This is a genomic window from Halobacillus litoralis (genome assembly GCF_009856415.1).
Taxonomy (GTDB): domain Bacteria; phylum Bacillota; class Bacilli; order Bacillales; family Halobacillaceae; genus Halobacillus; species Halobacillus litoralis_C.
In genome coordinates this window covers 211,638-231,197 of the sequence record NZ_WMEZ01000002.1, presented here as the reverse complement: position 1 = coordinate 231,197, position 19,560 = coordinate 211,638, and the positions used below count along the sequence as shown (strand labels likewise).

At 43.6% G+C, this 19,560-nt stretch carries 19 protein-coding genes; 16 read left to right on the top strand and 3 right to left on the bottom strand.

The genetic code is table 11. The annotated features are described in order from the left end of the window. The first annotated feature begins 209 nt into the window (after positions 1–209). Positions 210–3,332, top strand: a complete 3,123-nt coding sequence (locus GLV98_RS06825) for a chitobiase/beta-hexosaminidase C-terminal domain-containing protein (RefSeq protein WP_337193725.1) — start codon at positions 210–212, stop codon at positions 3,330–3,332. A 35-nt stretch (positions 3,333–3,367) separates the two neighbouring features. Here GLV98_RS06825 and GLV98_RS06820 read toward each other — a convergent pair whose 3' ends face one another. Next, positions 3,368–4,816 carry an APC family permease gene (locus GLV98_RS06820; RefSeq protein WP_237417060.1) on the bottom strand — a complete coding sequence of 483 codons (1,449 nt, stop codon included), beginning with the start codon at positions 4,814–4,816 and terminating at the stop codon, positions 3,368–3,370. A gap of 381 nt (positions 4,817–5,197) precedes the next feature. On the opposite strand from GLV98_RS06820, the gene GLV98_RS06815 reads away from it, so the two are divergent. Beyond that, complete coding sequence (locus GLV98_RS06815; protein WP_160913407.1) at positions 5,198–6,241, top strand: glycosyltransferase family 4 protein; 1,044 nt, start codon at positions 5,198–5,200, stop codon at positions 6,239–6,241. A 31-nt stretch (positions 6,242–6,272) separates the two neighbouring features. On the opposite strand, the gene GLV98_RS06810 is transcribed toward GLV98_RS06815, so the two are convergent. Together GLV98_RS06810 and GLV98_RS06805 are read right to left on the bottom strand one after the other, a co-directional pair. Beyond that, on the bottom strand, positions 6,273–7,289 hold the full coding sequence (locus GLV98_RS06810; RefSeq protein WP_160913405.1) for an LCP family protein: 1,017 nt from the start codon (positions 7,287–7,289) through the stop codon (positions 6,273–6,275). Between the two features lie 16 nt (positions 7,290–7,305). Next, a complete protein-coding gene (locus tag GLV98_RS06805) occupies positions 7,306–7,947 on the bottom strand; it encodes a YigZ family protein (protein WP_160913403.1) in 642 nt (213 codons plus the stop codon). Between the two features lie 160 nt (positions 7,948–8,107). Between GLV98_RS06805 and GLV98_RS06800 the strand changes: the two genes are divergently transcribed. The 14 genes from GLV98_RS06800 (at position 8,108) to hag (ending at position 19,468) form a co-directional block, all read left to right on the top strand. Beyond that, positions 8,108–9,247, top strand: a complete 1,140-nt coding sequence (locus tag GLV98_RS06800; protein ID WP_160913400.1) for a sensor histidine kinase — start codon at positions 8,108–8,110, stop codon at positions 9,245–9,247. 169 nt (positions 9,248–9,416) lie between these two features. Further along, a complete protein-coding gene (locus GLV98_RS06795; RefSeq protein WP_160913398.1) occupies positions 9,417–10,094 on the top strand; it encodes a response regulator in 678 nt (225 codons plus the stop codon). Positions 10,095–10,362: 268 nt separating this feature from the next. Then, positions 10,363–11,208 carry a DegV family protein gene (locus tag GLV98_RS06790; protein ID WP_160913396.1) on the top strand — a complete coding sequence of 282 codons (846 nt, stop codon included), beginning with the start codon at positions 10,363–10,365 and terminating at the stop codon, positions 11,206–11,208. Positions 11,209–11,268: 60 nt separating this feature from the next. Beyond that, positions 11,269–12,684 (top strand): DEAD/DEAH box helicase, encoded by a 1,416-nt coding sequence (locus GLV98_RS06785; protein WP_160913394.1) that lies wholly within the window; start codon positions 11,269–11,271, stop codon positions 12,682–12,684. Further along, positions 12,681–13,346, top strand: coding sequence for a ComF family protein (locus GLV98_RS06780; protein ID WP_160913392.1), 666 nt, complete (start codon positions 12,681–12,683; stop codon positions 13,344–13,346). Before GLV98_RS06785 ends, GLV98_RS06780 begins: the two co-directional genes overlap by 4 nt. A 76-nt stretch (positions 13,347–13,422) precedes the next feature. Then, entirely contained in the window at positions 13,423–13,836 is a 414-nt protein-coding gene (locus tag GLV98_RS06775; protein WP_160913390.1) for a TIGR03826 family flagellar region protein, read from the top strand. 77 nt (positions 13,837–13,913) lie between these two features. Next, positions 13,914–14,183, top strand: coding sequence for a flagellar biosynthesis anti-sigma factor FlgM (flgM, locus tag GLV98_RS06770; protein ID WP_337193724.1), 270 nt, complete (start codon positions 13,914–13,916; stop codon positions 14,181–14,183). Between the two features lie 18 nt (positions 14,184–14,201). Further along, positions 14,202–14,693, top strand: coding sequence for a flagellar protein FlgN (locus tag GLV98_RS06765; protein ID WP_160913388.1), 492 nt, complete (start codon positions 14,202–14,204; stop codon positions 14,691–14,693). 18 nt (positions 14,694–14,711) lie between these two features. Beyond that, the gene (flgK, locus tag GLV98_RS06760) at positions 14,712–16,268 is read left to right on the top strand and encodes a flagellar hook-associated protein FlgK (RefSeq protein WP_160913386.1); all 1,557 of its coding nucleotides are present in this window, start codon (positions 14,712–14,714) and stop codon (positions 16,266–16,268) included. 11 nt (positions 16,269–16,279) lie between these two features. Then, complete coding sequence (gene flgL, locus GLV98_RS06755) at positions 16,280–17,173, top strand: flagellar hook-associated protein FlgL (protein ID WP_160913384.1); 894 nt, start codon at positions 16,280–16,282, stop codon at positions 17,171–17,173. A gap of 65 nt (positions 17,174–17,238) precedes the next feature. Then, a complete protein-coding gene (locus GLV98_RS06750; protein WP_160913381.1) occupies positions 17,239–17,790 on the top strand; it encodes a DUF6470 family protein in 552 nt (183 codons plus the stop codon). Positions 17,791–17,792: 2 nt separating this feature from the next. Further along, the gene (fliW, locus tag GLV98_RS06745; RefSeq protein WP_160913379.1) at positions 17,793–18,239 is read left to right on the top strand and encodes a flagellar assembly protein FliW; all 447 of its coding nucleotides are present in this window, start codon (positions 17,793–17,795) and stop codon (positions 18,237–18,239) included. Further along, on the top strand, positions 18,226–18,453 hold the full coding sequence (gene csrA / locus GLV98_RS06740; protein WP_160913377.1) for a carbon storage regulator CsrA: 228 nt from the start codon (positions 18,226–18,228) through the stop codon (positions 18,451–18,453). Before fliW ends, csrA begins: the two co-directional genes overlap by 14 nt. Before the next feature lie 124 nt (positions 18,454–18,577). After that, the gene (gene hag, locus GLV98_RS06735) at positions 18,578–19,468 is read left to right on the top strand and encodes a flagellin Hag (protein ID WP_160913375.1); all 891 of its coding nucleotides are present in this window, start codon (positions 18,578–18,580) and stop codon (positions 19,466–19,468) included. Positions 19,469–19,560 lie beyond the last annotated feature (92 nt).

Genomic DNA, 19,560 nt, shown 5'->3' with positions numbered 1-19,560 from the left:
AACCTCTCGCTTATCTATTTTACCACAGTTGGAAACATCCGATAGATACGCATCTTTTGTCGGATAATTTGTAAAAGAGCTGTTATAAATAGTCGTTTTTTCACGTGCCATTGGGAACATTTACATTTTTTTACGGAAAATAAATATAAAATCTATTCTGAATTTTATATACTAGAGCTGACTTATATTAAAGACAAAGGGGATGCATTGTGAAAAAAATATTTCATCTGTTGTTAATCGTATCATTAGTTTTCAGCTATGCTGTTATACCTACTTCTTCAGCAAAGGCTGAAGGAATGGACGACCTGATTATTTCTGAATATGTAGAAGGATCGAGTTTTAACAAAGCATTGGAGATTTACAATGGTACAGGTGAAGATGTTGACTTATCTGGGTACACTTTAGAGCTATATTCCAATGGTAGTGTAGAACCATCTCAAGCGGAAACTCTAACTGGAACACTGGCATCTGGAGAAGTATTTGTTGTGTCTAATAGTCAAGCTGGAGAGAGCATTCAGTCTGTCACGGATCTGACTAGTAATGTGGCAAATTTTAATGGGGACGATGTTTTAGTTTTAAAAAATGAGAGCGGCGTCACGGATAGCATTGGACAGGTTGGTAAACGTGATGAATTTGGTAATGATGTTACACTCGTGAGACAGCCTGAAGTTTTGACTGGCGATCAAGATCCTACCGATGCGTTTCAGGTCAGTGAAGAGTGGGATACGTACGCTAAAGATACATTCGATTATCTTGGAAGCTACGAAGTAACTGAGGAAGAGGAAGTCGAATTACAAACGATTGCAGAAGCCCGTGCTATGGAGGATGGAGCAACTGTACGCGTGGAAGGAATCGCAACAGCAGCTTTTGAAGCAGGCGGACAGACGAACCTTTACATACAAGATGAAACCGCTGGCATCATCGTCCGTGCCCCTGGTCTCAATATCCAGGTGGGTGACCGTGTAGAAGCTCAAGGCGAAAATAGCGAGTACTTTGGAATGGCTCAACTACTAGCTTCTTCCGCGAATGTAGAAGTGGTAGAAAGTTCAGCAGGTGTTCCTGATGCACAAGAAGTCTATGCTTCTGCCTTCTCAGATTCGAATGGAGAAGAGATCGAAGGAGAGTTTGTCCAGGTAAACAATGTAGAAGTCATCGATAAAAATGAATATGGTGATTTTACTGTTCAAGATGAACAAGGAACTTTTGTAGTTCAACCTCAAAACGAAGACCTATTAAGCGTAGGGGATACGTTTGAACAAGTAAAAGGTGTGGTCGATTACAACTACAGTGAGTATAAACTGGTTCCTCGTTCACCATCTGATTTGATTGAAAAAGTATTCGCTGTAACCGCAAGTCCTGCTGGTGGATCGGTCGTGCAGGGAACAGAAGTTACGTTGAATACGGCAGAACCGGAAGCTACTATTCACTATACGTTAGATGGTTCAGAGCCGACGGCAGAAAGTACAGAATATGAATCTCCAATTGTGATTACGGAAGATACGGTCGTTCAAGCAGTTGTTGTGCGTGCGAACGGCGAAACGAGTGAAGTGGCTGTTTTTGAATACGAGGCTTTGAAAGCATTGGACGATGTTGAGATCCATGATCTTCAGGGAGCCGCTCACAAATCTCCTTATGAAGGACAATCGGTTGAAGGTGTTGAAGGAGTTGTAACAAAGCTCGATGGAAACAACGGCTTCTATATGCAGTCTTTGAATCCGGATGATGATATCGCCACATCAGAAGGAATCTATGTGTATAAACGTTCCTCTGGAGTAGAGATTGGTGATGTCGTATCTGTGAACGGAAAAGTAACCGAATGGCGTGAAGATGGGTACTCTGACGCAGCCGATCTATTAACGACACAAATTACCGCAAATGAGGTTACGGTTACTTCCTCTGGGCAGGCATTACCTGATCCGATTGTCATTGGTGTTGACCGGGAACAACCGACAAAAGTGATTGAAGATGATGGAATGGAATCCTTCGATCCCGCTCAGGACGGTCTTGATTTTTATGAAAGTCTTGAAGGGATGCTTATTGAGCTTCCAGAACCAAAGGTCACTGGGCCAGTTAAATATGATGAGCTCCCTGTATATGTAGAAACGAATGAAGATCAGGATTTCACAAGAGCTGGTGGGTTGTTGATCTCACCGGAAGACTACAACCCTGAGCGAGTGCTTATTGACGTAGATGGCTTCGATGTTCAGGCCAAAACAGGGGATTACTTCGAACAGTCGATTACGGGTGTTGTAAGTTACGACTACAGCAATTACAAAATTCGTGTCGCGGGTGAGCTTCCTGAACTTCAAGATGGCGGAACAGAGAGGCAGTCGGCAGAGCTTAAAGGATTAAAGCCTAAAATGACTGTGGCTACGTATAACATGGAAAACTTCCATGCAGGCACAGACCCTGAAAAAGTCCAACGCATTGCCGAGTCCATGGTTGAAAACTTGAACACACCAGACGTAGTCGGGCTTGTAGAAGTTCAAGATAATACGGGTCCAACAGATGATGGAACGGTGGAAGCGAACGAAAGTTATCAAACATTGATCGAGGCGATTGTTGAAGCCGGTGGTCCGGAATATGAATTCACAGACATTGCACCACTTGATAAAACGGATGGCGGTCAGCCAGGAGGAAACATCCGCGTCGGTTTCATTTATAATCCTGATCGTGTCACGTTGACAGACAAGCCGAGTGGAGATGCTACAACGGCTGTAGATGTTAATGAAGATGGATTGACGTTGAACCCTGGACGTATTGACCCTACGAATGAAGCCTTTGACGATTCCAGAAAATCACTGGCTGCTGAATTCGAGTTCAATGGCGAAAAAGTGGTCGTCGTTGCCAATCACTTCAATTCAAAAGGCGGTGATGATGGATTGTTTGGTGCCAATCAACCGGTTGTGCTTGGAAGTGAAGTGCAGCGCTTGAAACAATCGGAAGTGATTAATGATTTTGTTGAAAAAGTAGAAAAGCGTATGGATCATTCAAACGTCGTAGTCCTAGGTGACTTGAACGACTTTGAATTTTCCGCACCTGTTGAGACCCTCAAAGGGGACGATCTCACAAATATGATGGAGGAGCTTCCTGAAGAAGAACGATACACGTACATTTATCAAGGAAACTCTCAAGTGCTCGATCATATCCTTGTCAGTAATCACCTGGCTAAACGCACAAAAGTGGAGACCGTAAATATCAACGCCGACTTTTCTGAAGCGGATGGTCGTGCGAGTGACCATGATCCGGTCCTTGCACAGATTCATTTGAAGAAGTCGAAGCAAGGTCCACCTGCGTGGGTAAAAGATCATTTGAAAAATAAAAGTCATTAAAGCAAATTCCCCGCTATAGAGATAGCGGGGAATTTTTATATCTCTTCTTTTTCTAGAATCAGGTAGTTCATTTCTTTTCGTTCAATACTGTTGTAACGTCTGGCGTTGAAAGCGTAGAAAACAATTCCCAACGCGACCCAGATCAATAGAGCGATATAAGACTCTTTTCCGAGAGATGCCGGGGATAATGGAAGTAAAAGTAATGCCAAGAACCCTAAAGCACTAATCATCCCGACCAGAGAAAACAACTTCTTCCAAGGGGAAGCCGTACGTGATGAATCCGGTCCTGTTTCTTTCCAAGAGAAAAACTTGTAAGCTGTTGCCGTACAAAAGAAATAGGCGATGGCTACACCTGTGGAAGACATGTCTACCACCCATAACAATGCTTCTCTTCCGAACCACGGAGCAATCAGGCAAATCAACATTGTGAAAAGGATTCCAACGTAGGGGGTATTGTATTTCGGGTGTAATCTTCTGAACACGTCTGGTAAAATCCTTGCTCTTCCCATCGCAAACGTCAGTCGGCTAGCGGATATGTAAAATCCATTCAGCCCTGTAAAAATCCCCATACAAACGGCTACAGCAATGATCCACACGCCTGCTCTTCCGAGGTAACTCTCAATGGCGTCTCCTGTTCCCCATACAGACTGGTTTTCCGATATGTTTAAAAGCAGCTCCTGCCACGGCATTGTGCTTGCTGTAATAAGGATCATCGCACTATAAGCGAGTCCTGCCGCTAGCAGAGACCATATAATCAGTCCGAATGCTTTTTTCGCTTCGAATTTAAACTCCTCAGCTGCCTGAGGAATGTTATCGAAACCGACATAAGCAAAAGGAGCAATCGCTAAGATCGTCAGTATGGAAGCGAGTGTCGATTGTTCCGGATGGAAAGCAGGTCTAATGTTTGCTATTTGCGGCCCCTCTGCGATGATGGCTCCGATCGCTAATAGCACAATGCCTGCGATTAATATTAAACTGAAGACGAATTGGGTCTGTCCTGAAAAACTAGCTCCGCGAATGTTCAAAATGGCGAAAGCAATCAGAGCAAGGCTTGCAATCGCGATTTGAATGATGGACACTTCATAGCCAGCTATCGTATAGAGATTTCCTGTCCGGACTAAGTCAGGGAATAAAAATTTCGTAAGTAATGCCAATGCCGATGCATTCAAAGCGACGATGCAGATGTAGCCAAGTGTCAAAAACCATCCAGCCACAAAGGCGAACTGTCTTCCGAATCCAATGTAAGCATAAGCGAATTCCCCGCCGGTGACCGGGAATTTTTCAATGAGAAAACCATAACTGACTCCAATAACCATCATGAGTACGGCCCCAAGTAGAAGTCCGGTCACAACACCCAATGGTCCTGCCTGACTGATCCAGTCTGTCGGCAGTACAAAAGCTCCCCAGCCAATCGCTGACCCAAATGCGATGGCCCACACCCAATGGGGCTTCAATGACCGCTCTAATTTTCGTCTCTCTCTCATATCCATGACCTCCCTTTTGAAAAAAGATTGTAAATTTTCATATATGTGTAAAATATTCCAATCCAATCTGTTATGATGAGAAAAGCTGAAAGTGCTTGATGAATTTTGCATGATTTGAACGATTCTTGTCAATTTTTTCGTCTTATCGGTGGTTAGATTTTGGAGGAATTTAGCGTTTTTTTTACATAGAAATGTTTCAAAACGTGGGGGTTTGGCTAAAGAAAAGTAATTAAATCGTTACAATTAAAACCGGTTTCTTGTGATATAATTTTTCACGGTTAATATGTAGCAAATCAGTTGTAACTATACAGACAAATATGGAAATTATATATCAGCTTATGACCTCTGGGAGAGGACATAATAAACCTGAGGAGGATCTTTATGGAGTACAAGGCCTTGCTATTTTGCTTGATCGCTTCAATTCTAATCACACCCCTGGTCAAGAAAATAGCAGTGAAAATTGGTGCCACCGATCAACCGAACCACCGTAAAGTTCATAAAAATGTGATGCCACGGTTAGGTGGCCTGGCGATTTATCTCAGCTTTGCTTTAGGAATTTTATTTTTCTTTCCAGAGAGCGATTATACGTGGCCGGTATTTATAGGAGCAACGATCATTATTATTACTGGTGTTCTTGATGACCTTAAAGAGCTATCTGCCAAAGTGAAACTAGGCGGACAGTTATTGGCTACCTTGGTTGTTGTTTTGGGTGGCGTTCAAATTGATTTCATCAACCTGCCTTTTGGCGGTCAAATCGAATTTGGGTATTTGAGCATTCCGATTACGATTTTGTGGATCGTTGGGATAACCAATGCCATTAATTTAATTGATGGACTTGATGGGTTAGCTGCTGGAGTGTCAGCCATTGCGCTGCTGACGATCTCAGGAATGGCCATTACCATGGGAAATGTATTTGTCGTCTTTGCTGGTTTAATGATGCTTGGAAGTACAGTTGGATTCCTTGTTTACAACTTTTACCCGGCGAAGATTTTTATGGGGGATACAGGTGCGTTATTTCTAGGGTTCATGATTAGTGTGCTTGCACTTCTGGGCTTCAAGAACGTCACATTGTTCTCCTTTATCATCCCGGTCATTATATTAGGTGTACCTATTTCTGATACCTTGTTTGCGATTGTGAGACGAGTCATTCACCGAAAGCCTTTATCTGCGCCTGATAAATCACACTTGCATCACTGCTTATTGAATTTAGGTTACAGTCATCCGGAATCTGTTCTGATGATTTATGCAGTTAGTGCCCTATTCAGCCTAGCCGCTGTTATTTTCTCACAAGCCACGATGTATGGTGCGGTCATTGTCCTTGCCATGTTGGTGGTAATGATTGAGATGATTGTAGAAATGACAGGCTTAATTGGCAAAGACTATAAACCGATTTTGAATATGATCAAAGGTCCAAAAGAAAAATAAGAAAAACGGCTTCCTTGTAGGAGGCCGTTTTTTACATGGATTCTTCCATATCATCCGGTTCGTCGCTGGTGGTTGAGGATGGATCTTCAGATGCAAGAGGGTTTCTTAATCCAAGGTGATTCTTTAACTCCTCACTCGTGGTTTCAACATCCTCTTTTGCCAATTGATAATACCAACCTTTATCTGTAAAGCCACCTTCTCCATCCAACTGCATTTTTTCAAAAGTGAACCCTTCTTTTTGGAGGAAGTAATCCTTAAAGGTAATGATTTCTTCGAATGTTAAATTTGTACTCATGTTTTCACTCACGGAGGTCAGTATGTCATCGAAGTTATTTAAGCCACGGGTCGAAGCTGTTTCACGGAAGATTTGCTGAATGATTTCCATCTGCCTCTCTCCGCGCGCCAAGTCACTATCGTATTTACGAGTTCTGGCTAATGCTAGAGCCTCTTCTCCGTTCAACGTTTGTTGTCCTTCTTCTAGCTCTATGGCACCTGCAAGGTCAGAGCTGTTTTGTTCCGTAATTGGAAAAGGGACATCATAGGTAATTCCGCCAATAGAGTCAACAATTTCTACAAAAGACTGGAAGTTCATACGTACATAGTAATCGACAGGCACATCAAGCATACGCTCCACTGTTTGAACCGTAGCATCAATTCCTCCGAAAGCGTGAGCATGAGCGATTTTATCCTCGTACCCTACTTCCGGGATGTACGTCAATGAATCGCGGGGGATGTTCAGCATTTTGATGGATTTATCGTCATCGTTAAAAGTCGCTAGAACGAGCGCATCCGAACGGGAGGCATTTTCAGACCTTGCTTCACTGTCATCAATTCCTACAAAAAGAACGGACGTGTGATCTTTGGCTGGATTCACAACCTCCACCCGCTTTTCCGATTTGTCTCCCCGGTCAAGTTCCTGGTGGGATTCCGAAGCGGTTTCTTTCACCTGATCGGTAAGGTAGACGGCATAGCCTGTGGCTGCTCCAACACCGATTAAAACAATGAAAGCGATGGACCACATGAAAATGGCAAGCTTGCTGGGTTTCATGTTGATGTGAGCTCCTTTACTCAGGTGTGACATCAAATTCCACGTAGGAAGCGTCTCCTTTTTCAATCGTAGCTTGACCGCTAGTCAAGTCAATCATCCAATGTTCGAATTCTTCTTCAAGACCGCTTTCTACATATACTATTAATTCCACATTCTCCAAGTAATTAATCGTCTCCAATGTGTAGGTTGAATTCCTTACGGCGTTTTCTACTTTTCCTAACAGGTGGTATTCAATCTTCACTTTCATCTCCTGCATCAATTGGCGCTTGACCACACCGGTTGTATCAATAGCTGCTGATGTTGTAGATCCATAAGCACGAATCAGTCCGCCAGCACCCAGCTTGATCCCGCCGAAGTACCGGGTCACAACGACCGCCGTATCCTTCAGTCCTCTTTTTTTCAAAACTTCGAGCATCGGAACGCCAGCTGTGCCGCTCGGTTCTCCATCATCGTTCGCTTTTTGTATAAGGTCATTCTCCCCAATCATGTAGGCGGAGCAGTTGTGGGTAGCATCATGGTGCTTCTTTTTGATTTGTGCGATAAAGTCCTGGGCTTCCTCTTCGGTTTCACAACGTTTGACATAGCCGATGAAGCGGGACTTCTGGATCGTCACTTCTTCTGAACCTTCTGGTTTTACGGTATAATAGCTTTCTAACATGATCCTCAAAACCTCCTAAGGTTTTATTATATCGATGGGTAAAAAAAACGGCAAACGGTTGGATTGCTGTTCATTATTTTACAGTTTTACTGAAAATCACCCCCATAAATGGACATGGGACTTACGAATGAGTATGTGAATATTGATGGAGGGACTAATGATGAGTGTACAAAAAACTGGGGATATCGCCCTTGACCATATCATCGGTGAAATGGTCGATACGGTCACCAATAGTAAGGATGAAATTTTCCAGATTGGTGAAGAATCCCGCAATGAGTTTGAAAAGTTGAACAGTGAACTAGCTGACACAAAAAAGCAGGTCATCTCCCTTATTGATGAAGGGGACAAGCTTGAACAGAAAGTCCGTTTTTCAAGGGTGCGCTTATCAGAAGTCAGCAAACAGTTCCAGACGTATTCAGAAGAAGAGATCCGTAAAGTTTATGAACAAACGCATGAACTTCAAATGGAGTTATCCATGAAACGGGAAAAGGAAAAACAGCTGCGTGAGCGCAGAGATGACTTGGAAAGACGACTCAGGAATTTAGAAGAGACCATTGGTCGTGCAGAAGCCCTTGGTGGAAAGATTTCTATCGTATTGAACTACCTCACAGAGGATTTCAAACATGTCAGTGATGCTTTGGAAGACGCAAAGGAAAAGCAGGAGTTCGGCTTACAGATCATCGAGGCTCAAGAAGAAGAGCGACGTCGACTTTCAAGGGAGATCCATGATGGTCCAGCGCAAATGCTTGCAAACGTCATGCTTCGATCTGATCTCGTTGACCGCACCTATCGTGAGCGTGGGGTGGAAGAAGCCATGCAGGAAGTGAAAAGCGTGCGAGCGCTTGTTCGTTCTGCATTATATGAAGTCAGAAGGATCATTTACGACCTGCGCCCGATGGCTCTTGACGATCTCGGGCTTATTCCTACGCTTAAGAAGTACTTAGCCACCATCGAAGACTACAATGAAAGCATTCACATGTCTTTTGCTTCGTTTGGAAAAGAGCGACGACTAGACACCAAATATGAAGTGGCACTATTCCGTCTGGTACAGGAATCTGTACAAAATGCGGTCAAACATGCGGAGCCGAAGGAAATTAAAGTGAAAGTAGAACTGAAGTCGAACGCGGTCATGATCGTCGTTAAAGATGATGGAAAAGGCTTCGACACGACGCAGAAAAAAGAAAAATCCTTCGGTCTGGTTGGAATGAGGGAGCGCGTCGATATGTTAGATGGCGAACTCAACATCGATTCAAGCTTAGGAGAAGGGACAATTGTCACGATTCATTTGCCAATAAATTGATATTCCAACGAAAAACTATGTAAATGGACGTGAATCGTTTATAATAGGGAATAGGATTAGGGTAGATTCACATTTCTAAAAAATAGATAAAAAACAAAGATAGAGATATAGAGAATAGGTTAGGGGAACAAAAACCCATTCTATGTAGGAGAAACAGGAGGAAATGACCATGACGACCAGAATAGTCCTAATTGATGATCATAAATTGTTTCGTGAAGGCGTAAAGAGAATTTTAGATTTTGAATCAAGCTTCGAAGTTGTAGCTGAAGGTGATGATGGGGATACAGCAGTAAACCTTATTGAAGAGCATATGCCTGATGTTGTCCTAATGGATATCAACATGCCGAGCATGAATGGGGTAGAGGCAACAGCTGAAATCACCAAACGCTATCCAGACATGAAAGTGATTATTCTATCGATTCACGATGATGAGAATTATGTGACACACGCGCTGAAGACAGGAGCGCAGGGTTACCTTCTTAAAGAGATGGATTCAGATGCCTTGATTGATGCGATTAAAGTTGTCGGTGCCGGTGGTTCATACTTGCACCCGAAAGTCACACACAACTTAGTAGCTGAATATCGTCGTCTGGCAGATAGCAAAGGTGGCAGTGCGTATCGTACGATCGAATATCGCAAGCCATTGCACCTGCTCACACGTCGTGAATGTGAAGTGCTGCAACTGTTGGCGGACGGAAACAGCAACCGTGGCGTAGCAGAAGCTCTCTATATCAGTGAGAAGACCGTGAAAAACCACGTCAGTAACATCCTGCAGAAAATGAACGTTAACGACCGTACCCAAGCTGTTGTGACAGCAATCAAAAACGGCTGGGTTGAAGTCATCTAAATAAAATAATTTCAAAGATTAGGGCTGTTTTTTTAAGGTGCAGAAATGTATACCTGAAAAAACAGCCCTTTTTGGTGTGTGTATTTGGAGTTGATTTGGGGTTGAGATGGGATTATTTGGTGTACCAATTATAGACATCCGGACAACTGTTTTCGTATTAGTTGGTGCATTGTGGGTGGGGTTCATGTAAAATAGATAGAGAGAATATCGGAAATTATTTTACATATATTCATAGAAAAACGATAAAGAAAACAAGGAGTTGGATCGGATGAAAACAGCGGTAATCACAGACAGCACAGCTTACCTTCCGAGAGATGTACGTAAAGCCAACCACATACATATGGTTCCTTTGAACGTTATTTTTGGTCATGAATCCTATCAGGAAGAAGTAGATATCAACGCGGATGACTTCTACGATATGGTGAAAGAAGGAGGAGAACTTCCGAAAACTTCGCAGCCTTCGATCGGCATCATGACTCAGAAGCTGGAGGAGCTCTCTCAAAACTATGATTCGGTCATCTCTATTCACTTATCGAGCGGAATCAGTGGTACGTATCAGGCGATGGTTACCGCAGGCGAAATGGTCGAAGAGATCGATGTTCATGTCTTTGATTCAGAAATCAGCTGTCACATGCAGGGGTTTTATGCCCTTGAAGCTGCTGAATTAGCGAACAATGGGGCAACGCCGGATCAAATTATCAGCCGTTTGAATGAAATGAAGAAATCGATGAGTGCCTACTTCATGGTCGATGATCTCAGTCACCTTCAAAGAGGCGGTCGCTTGAATGGAGCTCAAGCCTTTGTCGGCAGCCTTTTACAAGTGAAGCCTGTCCTTCATTTTGTGGATACGAAAATTGTTCCATTTGAAAAAATCCGTACACGGAAAAAAGCGATAAAGAAGATTGTGTCGCTTTTTGAGGAAAAGGTAGAAGAAGGCGGAACGTATAAAGCCTGCCTGATTCATGCCAACCGACCGGAAGAAGCGGCAGAGTTGAAAAAAGAATTGGAAGAAAAACATGACAATGTCGAGGTCGTCCTCAGTTACTTCGGCCCCGTTATCGGTACACACCTTGGTGAAGGAGCCATGGGCCTTGGGTGGTATCGTCAATCCTAATAAAAGGAGCCTGTTTGTGAGACTCAAACGGGCTCTACTTTTCTATAGGATGGTGGTTGAATGTTCAAAACGGTTAAGAAATACCTTCAAAAAGACTTCTCCTGGATCCCTCATGAAAATCCCACTCATAGCTACCCATCTCTTACCGGAAAACTTCTTCTGCGTCACGAAATCCCTTATGAAGATGAAATAGTAGATCAGCTTTTAGCGCAATCAATTTTAGTAAAAGTAACAAGCATTGAGTCCTATCCCTGGGGCCATCGCTGCAGGCGTTGCGGAAACACAAAATCCTACCTTTTTGCGAAAATGCCTCATGCGACGTGTGGTCAGGACTGTTTATATTGCCGCTCCTGCATTCAAATGGGCAGGGTGATTGAATGTGAGCCGTTATTCTATGGAAGTTCTGGTTTTGAGTGGACAGCCCATGAACACCCCTGCCATTGGGACGGGGACTTGACAATCCATCAACAAAAAGCTGCCGATGAACTTGTGTCGCTAGTCCAAAAGGGAAGTGGTGAAAAACTAGTGTGGGCGGTATGTGGAGCCGGAAAGACAGAGATTCTTTTCCCTGCCCTAACGGAGGCACTGGAAAAGGGGAAGCGTATTTGTTTGGCCACGCCTAGAACGGATGTTGTAAGAGAATTGCTCCCTCGATTACAGAAGTCATTTCCTGATGTGAATATTCAGGCTCTCTATGGAGATAGCCCAGATAAAGCTGGTGATGCTCCGTTTATTATAGCTACAACGCACCAGCTTCTACGTTTTGCGCATGCTTTTGATGTCATGATTATCGATGAAGTGGATGCTTTTCCGTTTCACAATGACGTATCCCTCCATTATGCCAGTGAACGAGCGGCCAAACCGCAAGCTTCTACCATCTATTTGACGGCCACACCTAGAAAGAAGCAGAAGCGAAGGATTCGTTCCAAACACCTTCCTGTCGTTTTCATCCCTCAGCGATTCCACGGTCATCCTCTCCCAGTCCCACAACTCAAACTTACTCCTACCCTTCACCGTTATTTACAAAAAGGAGAACTCCCACCAAAAATACTTCAAATAATCGTTCATCAACAGCAGACTAAGAGACAACTGCTTCTTTTTCTTCCTTCAATAAAAATAGCGGAACAAATGGCTTCTTACTTAAAAGAGCGGAACTTTGAGGTGCAATCCGTTCATGCCGAAGACAGTCAGCGTGCAGAGAAGATTCAAGCATTCAGAAAAAAAGAATACCGTGTACTCATCACAACGACGATTTTAGAGCGAGGAGTGACGTTTCCGTCTGTTGATGTTTACGTCATCGACGCAGGGCACGTTGTTTTCGATGAGGCCGCACTCGTTCAAATCGCGGGAAGAGCCGGGAGAAGTCCAGACGATCCTACGGGAGATGTGATTTTCTATCATATTGGGAAAACGGATGAAATGCTAGATGCTGTGGAGTCGATTCGTTATATGAACAAACTTGGACGGAAGCTATGAGGTGTCTGATCTGTCATGTCGAAACCATTCCTGATGTCACGTGGGTGACGTTCTGGAAGCCTTCTGTCCAGAAAAAGATATGCCAAGAGTGTGAGGAACAAATGGATAAAATAACGGCATCTTTTTGCCCTGGATGTCATCGTCCAGGGCATGAAGGAGTGTGTCACGACTGTGAAAAATGGGAGAAAACAAATCCTGGCCTATTAGAACGGAATGTTGCTGCTTTTCCATACAATGAGTTTAATAAAGAGCTTGTGGCACGGTGGAAATATAGAGGAGACTTTGTGGTGTTGGATGCTTACAAGGAACACCTACAAAACGTGTGGTTATCTTCATTTTTTAAAGGGAGACAGGTTCTAAGTGTTCCTCTGAGTAGCAAGCGTCTCGATGAGCGTGGATTCAATCAATCAGAAGCAATTAGTTATGCGTTGGAGGAAGAGCCTTTCTCTGTATTTGAACGGTCGCACAGTGAAAAACAGTCGAAAAGGGGGAGGAAAGACCGCATGCAATCTGAAAACCCCTTCCGTCTCCTGCATCCCATTTCAGACCCTGTAGTCATTGTTGATGATATTTACACGACAGGGAGAACGGTCCGACACATGGCTTCGTTATTGAAGGAACAAGGGTGTCCATCTGTATCATCTTTTACTATTTTTCGCTGAATGGGCGATAGGACTTTTGAATCTCTCCTTTTCTGCCGATATAATAGATAAATAGAGAACATGGAGGACGATGAAGATGGGGGAATTAGCGAATTGCTCACATTGTAACGGACTATTTTTGAAAGGGCCAAGTACCGTTTGTCCAGAATGTAGGAAGCAGGAAGAAAAAGAATTTCAGACGGTGTACGCTTTTTTAAGAAAAAAACAAAACCGGACAGCGACCGTGGAAGAAATTGAGGCAGGTACAGGGGTTTCTGAACGACAGATTCGTAAGTTTGTCAAAGAAAAAAGGCTTCACCCTGCTCACTTTCCGAATGTAAGCTATTCCTGTGAAAAGTGCGGAGCGTCCATTAGAGAAGACCGTTTGTGCGTTGCCTGTAAAGAATCGATCCAAAAAGGACTCGACGTACAAGAACGTAATGAATCTTTGGAAGCTAGAAAAGAAGAGAAGGAACGGGAAAAAGCAAACAGGACTTATTATTCATGGTGAAATGAATCTTAAGCATGATTTATATCTTCATGAGCATGGTCGATATAAGGAGTAATAGATAGTCGGAAGGAAATGAGGTGACAGAATTGAAAATCAACGGACCGAATCAAACGAATTTAAATCCATATCAAAAGCAGATGAACAAACAGGCAGAAACCGGACCGAAAAAGCAAATGACCGATAAAATTGAGATTTCTGAGACCGCCAAACAAATGCAGGAATCCGGGAAGAGCGATTCTGTACGAAAAAAACTGGTTGATCAAGTGAAAACAGATGTACAGCAAGGAAATTACCAGGTGGACACCAAGGCGACCGCTAAAAAGATGCTTGATTTTTGGTCCAAGTAATTATAGAGGAGAATCATCATGACGATCGATCCGGTCATCAATCATATGAAACAGCTTCAGCAGTTGCATGAGAGTCTTTTGTCTTTGTCTAAAAGGAAGACAGAGGCATTGAAAACGAACGATGTAACCGGTATTCAACAGCTGTTGATTCAGGAAAAGGAGCATGTGCAGGCGATTGAGAAAATCGAAAAACAAAGGGAACGTTCTGTGACTCAGTGGGCATCGGAAAACGGAATCCCTCCACGTGAGCGGACCGTATCCGAACTTATTGAAATTCTTGATGGAGAAGAAAAAGAGAGACTTCAGAACGCGTATGAAGCTCTCATCCTCGTGTTAGCTGACTTGAAGCAGCAGGAAAAGTTGAACACAGAACTGACCCAGCAATCGCTGCAGTTCATCAACATGTCTCTGGACCTGCTCCAACCCTCCCTTCAGTCTGTGAATTATGGAGTGAAAGAAACAAACCACGGGAGCACAGCTAAACGTTCCATCTTCGATTCAAAAGCATAAAGCAGAGGAGTAACCATCATGGGATCAACGTTTCACGGGTTGGAAGTAGCAAAGCGTGGGCTTTTCACTCAACAATCCGCTTTATATACGACAGGACATAACATTGCCAATGCCAATACAGAAGGATACACGAGGCAGCGCGTCAATTTTGAACAAACAGGGCCCTATCCACCTGCTTCAAGGAACCGCCCGGAAATACCCGGACAGGTCGGAAGTGGTGTGGAAGCGGGTTCGATCGAGAGAGTGCGCGTTGAGTATCTTGATTTCCAGTACCGTGGAGAAAGCAGCAAGTCCGGCTATTATGATACACGTTCAGCAGCCTTGGGACGACTCGAGGCTGTCATGAATGAGCCTTCTGATGATGGTCTTGCGCGAACGATGGATCGCTTTTGGGAATCTCTCCAGGACTTGTCGGTGAACCCGGAGGATTCTGGTGCCCGTTCCGTTGTGCGCCAGCGGGGAGAAGCGGTTGCAGAAACCTTTAATTATTTATCCAATACACTACAAGCCCAGCAAAAGGATATCAAAAGAGAGACGGGTGTAACCGTCAAAGAAATCAATTCCGTAGCCAATCAGATCAATCGTATCAATCAGCAAATTGCTGAAGTGGAGCCTCACGGCATGGTACCGAATGATTTGTATGATGAAAGGGACCGCTTGCTCGATCAACTATCTCAGCACGTCAACATCGATGTGAAATATGAAGATGCGCCATCTTCTGCTGACCCTTTGGCGATGGGAAAAGCTTCTGTAACGATTGTGGATGCTGATGGGAAACCATTGCAACCGGCAGCTGTGCTTGTAGATGGCGCAGCGAACACCGTGAATGTTATGAGTGTTCAATATCAAGATGATGGTTCACTGGCTAGTGGACTTCAACTTGGTGAGGCAGATCCTTATTCTGTGGAAGACTTTTCTTCTCAAGGCAAGTTGAAAGGTCTCATTGAATCTGGAGGTTATGTGCAGGGAGGAGAAGAGAAAGGCACCTATCAACAGATGCTCTCTGACCTGGACCGGATGGCCACTGGTTTTGCTCGTTCTTTCAATGAAGTCCATAAGCAAGGGGAATCATTGAATACCATCAGTGGAGATCGTACGGAAGTGCCGAACTTTTTTAATCTTGGAACAGCGGCTCCTGCTGCGGGAAAAGTTGTCGAAGGTTTAGCTGGTACGTTAAAAATTTCTGAAGAGATTAGAGCGGATGGAGACAATATCGCTGCGGCAACTTTAAAGCAAGCGGGTAACGGTGAAAATGCTCTAGCTCTTTCAGAAGTACAAAACAATCCCAATGCAGACTACTTCGGAGAAGAAACCTCTATGAACAGTTTCTACGAATCGATGATTGGTACAATGGCTGTTGAAACCCAAGAGGCAGAGCGGATGTCAAGGAATGCCGGCACATTGAAAGCATCCGTAAATGAACAGCGACAATCCGTCAGTTCTGTATCGCTTGATGAAGAAATGTCGAACATGATTAAATTTCAGCACGCCTACAACGCAGCAGCACGTAACATTACAGTAGTAGATGAAATGCTGGATAAAATCATTAATCAAATGGGAAGAGTCGGAAGGTAGGTGAATGAATCATGCGCGTAACGCAATCGATGCTATCCAACAATATGCTCCGGAACTTGAGTAACAGCTACGCGAATATGGGGAATTATCAGGATCAATTGTCCACAGGGAAAAAGATTTCCCGTCCATCCCAAGATCCAGTCGTTGCCATGAAAGGAATTAACTATCGTCAGCAAGTGACGGAAGTTGAGCAATTTCAACGCAATATCGCAGAAGTGCACAACTGGATGGATAACAGCGACTCTGCCCTGGACAAAGCAACACAGGCGATGCAGCGTGTACGTGAACTGACGGTGCAGGCAAGCAACGATACATATGAAGAAGGTCAACGGGAGAACATCGCTAAAGAGATCCGACAGCTAAAAGAACATGTAGGGACAATTGCCAACACGAAAGTGAACGATAAGTACATGTTCAACGGTGGCAATACGACGAATCCTCCGTTTGCAGATATGGATGCGTTAGAAGATACTGTGATTCCTCCGGCGACAGGTGAGGACGAAGTGAGAATCGAGGTCTCGTCCGGGGTGAAACTTCAGGCGAACGTTTTACCCGGTCGTGTCTTTAATCAGGATTTGTTCAAAGACCTGGATGATTTCGCCCAAGCTTTAGAAGGTGATGCCTCTAAGGGAGAGTTGGGTGATTTTCTTGGCGAATTTGACGATCATATCGGGAATATCGTCAATGAGCGAGCTGACCTGGGAGCACGTATGAACCGGGTTGAATTGGTAGAAGATCGTCTGGAGACACAGAAAATCAGTGCGACAAAGATGATGTCGGACAACGAAGATGCCGACATTGAAAAAGTGATTACAGATCTAAAAACACAGGAAAGTGTCCACAGAGCGGCCATGGGCGTCGGAGCCAGAATCATCCAGCCGACATTGATGGATTTCTTAAGGTAAGGCTGTCTCCTCAGAGACAGTCTTCTTTTCTTTGAATCTACCTCCTAAGAAAGTGAGGATTCATGATGAACATACCCAAGCTGCACATTCAGTCGACCCCGGGCCGGATTGGGCTGTCCATCCAGAAGCCAGAACAAACCATCCGGCAGCATAAAGCGGAACAGTCCATTCATCAACCAAAAGCAAAGATGGATGTTAGACAGAAACCAGGAAAGCTGACCATCGACCAGACAAACGCCTGGCATAATCTTGATTTAAAAAATGTATTGGTGCGGACTGAAGAGCTCGTAAGCATTGCAAAGAATCATTGGATGGAGGGACTGGCTCGTGTTTCTCAGGAAGGTGATGAGATGATGCGGATTGAGAACGGCGGAAATCCAATTGCTGATCAAGCCAAACGGAATGCAGGGTATGATTTTACATTCCAACCGGGTGGGAAGCCAGCCTACGATCTTGTCGATATTCATTACCAACCTGAAGAAGCTCAAATCGATGTTCAACGTCGTGATCCTATCATTGAAACGAAGAAACGAGACCCCGAACACCATTACAAGCCGGGAAGCGTAGATGTAGCTATGGAACAAATCCCGGACTTGCAAATTGATTGGAAGGTGTAAAAATGAAAATTGAAACGAAGTACTTTGGTGAAGTGGAAGTAGAAGAAAAAGAATGTATCGATTTTCCAAATGGTCTCCCTGGCTTTGAAAGCTATCATTCTTTTGTACTCCTGCCTGTGGACGAATCTGGTACATACTTTGCTTTACAATCGGTGATTGAAGCTGGGGTTTCCTTAGTAGTTACAAACCCTTATCTTTTTTATAAGGATTATGAATTTGACATCATTCCTGAGGATTTAGGTATTTTAAGTCACGAAGACATTGTGGTTTATAATGTGGTTACAATTAAGGATCCTTTTGAAAAATCCACGTTGAATTTGCAGGCACCTATTGTAATGAATATAAAGAAACGTGAAGCGAAACAGTTGATATTGAATACAGCTGATTATCACACGAAGCACCCGTTAATTTCTACTGTTAAAGGCGGTGAGTCTCATGCTCGTTCTTAATCGCAAAGAGGGAGAAACGGTTCGAGTAGGAGATGATATTACGATTACCGTCGTTGGAGTGGAAGGTGGTCAGGTTAAACTAGGGATTGAGGCTCCCAACAGTGTCGGTATTCACCGTCAGGAAGTGTATGTGGCTATAGAGAAAGAGAATGCGGAAGCGGCGAATGTTTCGGAGAATCTATTGAATCTGTTGAAAAATACAAAAAAAGATTAAAACCTTCATGAAGTCGGTCGATATAAGTAATGTAAAACATTACAATGTCGGCCGGCTTTGTTTTGTAACTATAGGATCACACAAGGATGTGGGGTCTCACTTATTTCAAGGAGGAATTTTTAAAATGAGAATAAATCATAATATTGCAGCGCTGAATACTTATCGTCAGTTAGGGACTGCTAACCAAGCTCAACAGAGTTCTATGGAAAAACTTTCTTCAGGACTACGTATAAACAAGGCAGGAGATGATGCAGCAGGTCTTGCCATATCTGAAAAAATGAGAGGACAAATTCGTGGATTAGAACAAGCACAAAAAAATTCACAGGATGGCATCTCTTTGATACAAACTGCAGAAGGTGCACTAAATGAGACCCACGGTATTCTTCAAAGAATGCGTGAACTAGTAGTTCAATCAGGCAATACAGGAACTCAGGGGTCAGATGATTTACAAGCAATTCAAGATGAAATTGATGCACTTCAAGAAGAATTAGGAGGCGAATCAGGTTCTAAAGGTATTGCCGATCGTACACAATTCAACGGCAAAAATTTGTTGGATGGTTCATTCTCTGGAAGTACATTCCAAATTGGTGCAAATCAAGGGCAACAAATCACTTTAGATATTAATGACATGTCTGCAGATGCTCTAGGTACAATGTCGGGAACTGGATCTAGTGCTACGCTCAGTGTTTCCATCGCAGACATTGATGTTACCAATTTTGCCGGCTCAAGCGCAAACGACTTTGATGCTCAATTGGGAGCAGTTGATGACGCGATTAAACAAGTATCAGCGGAACGTTCGAACCTTGGAGCAACACAAAACCGCCTAGAACATACCATAAATAATTTGAGTGCATCCTCAGAGAATCTAACAGCAGCTGAGTCAAGAATTCGGGATGTAGATATGGCAGAAGAAATGATGAAGCAAACTAAGAATTCTATCCTCTCCCAAGCTTCTCAAGCAATGCTTGCACAAGCTAATCAACAACCTCAAGGTGTATTACAATTGTTAAGATAATTAAACTAAGCCTATCTCTTATATTAGAGGTAGGCTCATTTATTAAAGGCCCGTAGCTTTAGCGGTTTTTTGATAAATGATTATTGAATATG

What these genes read in the sequence shown, in the direction of transcription:
- GLV98_RS06810 (WP_160913405.1), bottom strand. Translation starts at nt 7,289, where the DNA reads ATGAAACCCAGCAAGCTTGCCATTTTCATGTGGTCCATCGCTTTCATT.
- flgK (WP_160913386.1), top strand. Translation starts at nt 14,712, where the DNA reads ATGGGATCAACGTTTCACGGGTTGGAAGTAGCAAAGCGTGGGCTTTTC.
- flgL (WP_160913384.1), top strand. Translation starts at nt 16,280, where the DNA reads ATGCGCGTAACGCAATCGATGCTATCCAACAATATGCTCCGGAACTTG.
- GLV98_RS06775 (WP_160913390.1), top strand. Translation starts at nt 13,423, where the DNA reads ATGGGGGAATTAGCGAATTGCTCACATTGTAACGGACTATTTTTGAAA.
- hag (WP_160913375.1), top strand. Translation starts at nt 18,578, where the DNA reads ATGAGAATAAATCATAATATTGCAGCGCTGAATACTTATCGTCAGTTA.
- GLV98_RS06820 (WP_237417060.1), bottom strand. Translation starts at nt 4,816, where the DNA reads ATGAGAGAGAGACGAAAATTAGAGCGGTCATTGAAGCCCCATTGGGTG.
- GLV98_RS06815 (WP_160913407.1), top strand. Translation starts at nt 5,198, where the DNA reads ATGGAGTACAAGGCCTTGCTATTTTGCTTGATCGCTTCAATTCTAATC.
- csrA (WP_160913377.1), top strand. Translation starts at nt 18,226, where the DNA reads ATGCTCGTTCTTAATCGCAAAGAGGGAGAAACGGTTCGAGTAGGAGAT.
- GLV98_RS06795 (WP_160913398.1), top strand. Translation starts at nt 9,417, where the DNA reads ATGACGACCAGAATAGTCCTAATTGATGATCATAAATTGTTTCGTGAA.
- fliW (WP_160913379.1), top strand. Translation starts at nt 17,793, where the DNA reads ATGAAAATTGAAACGAAGTACTTTGGTGAAGTGGAAGTAGAAGAAAAA.
- GLV98_RS06750 (WP_160913381.1), top strand. Translation starts at nt 17,239, where the DNA reads ATGAACATACCCAAGCTGCACATTCAGTCGACCCCGGGCCGGATTGGG.
- GLV98_RS06805 (WP_160913403.1), bottom strand. Translation starts at nt 7,947, where the DNA reads ATGTTAGAAAGCTATTATACCGTAAAACCAGAAGGTTCAGAAGAAGTG.
- GLV98_RS06785 (WP_160913394.1), top strand. Translation starts at nt 11,269, where the DNA reads ATGTTCAAAACGGTTAAGAAATACCTTCAAAAAGACTTCTCCTGGATC.
- GLV98_RS06800 (WP_160913400.1), top strand. Translation starts at nt 8,108, where the DNA reads ATGAGTGTACAAAAAACTGGGGATATCGCCCTTGACCATATCATCGGT.
- GLV98_RS06790 (WP_160913396.1), top strand. Translation starts at nt 10,363, where the DNA reads ATGAAAACAGCGGTAATCACAGACAGCACAGCTTACCTTCCGAGAGAT.
- GLV98_RS06780 (WP_160913392.1), top strand. Translation starts at nt 12,681, where the DNA reads ATGAGGTGTCTGATCTGTCATGTCGAAACCATTCCTGATGTCACGTGG.
- GLV98_RS06765 (WP_160913388.1), top strand. Translation starts at nt 14,202, where the DNA reads ATGACGATCGATCCGGTCATCAATCATATGAAACAGCTTCAGCAGTTG.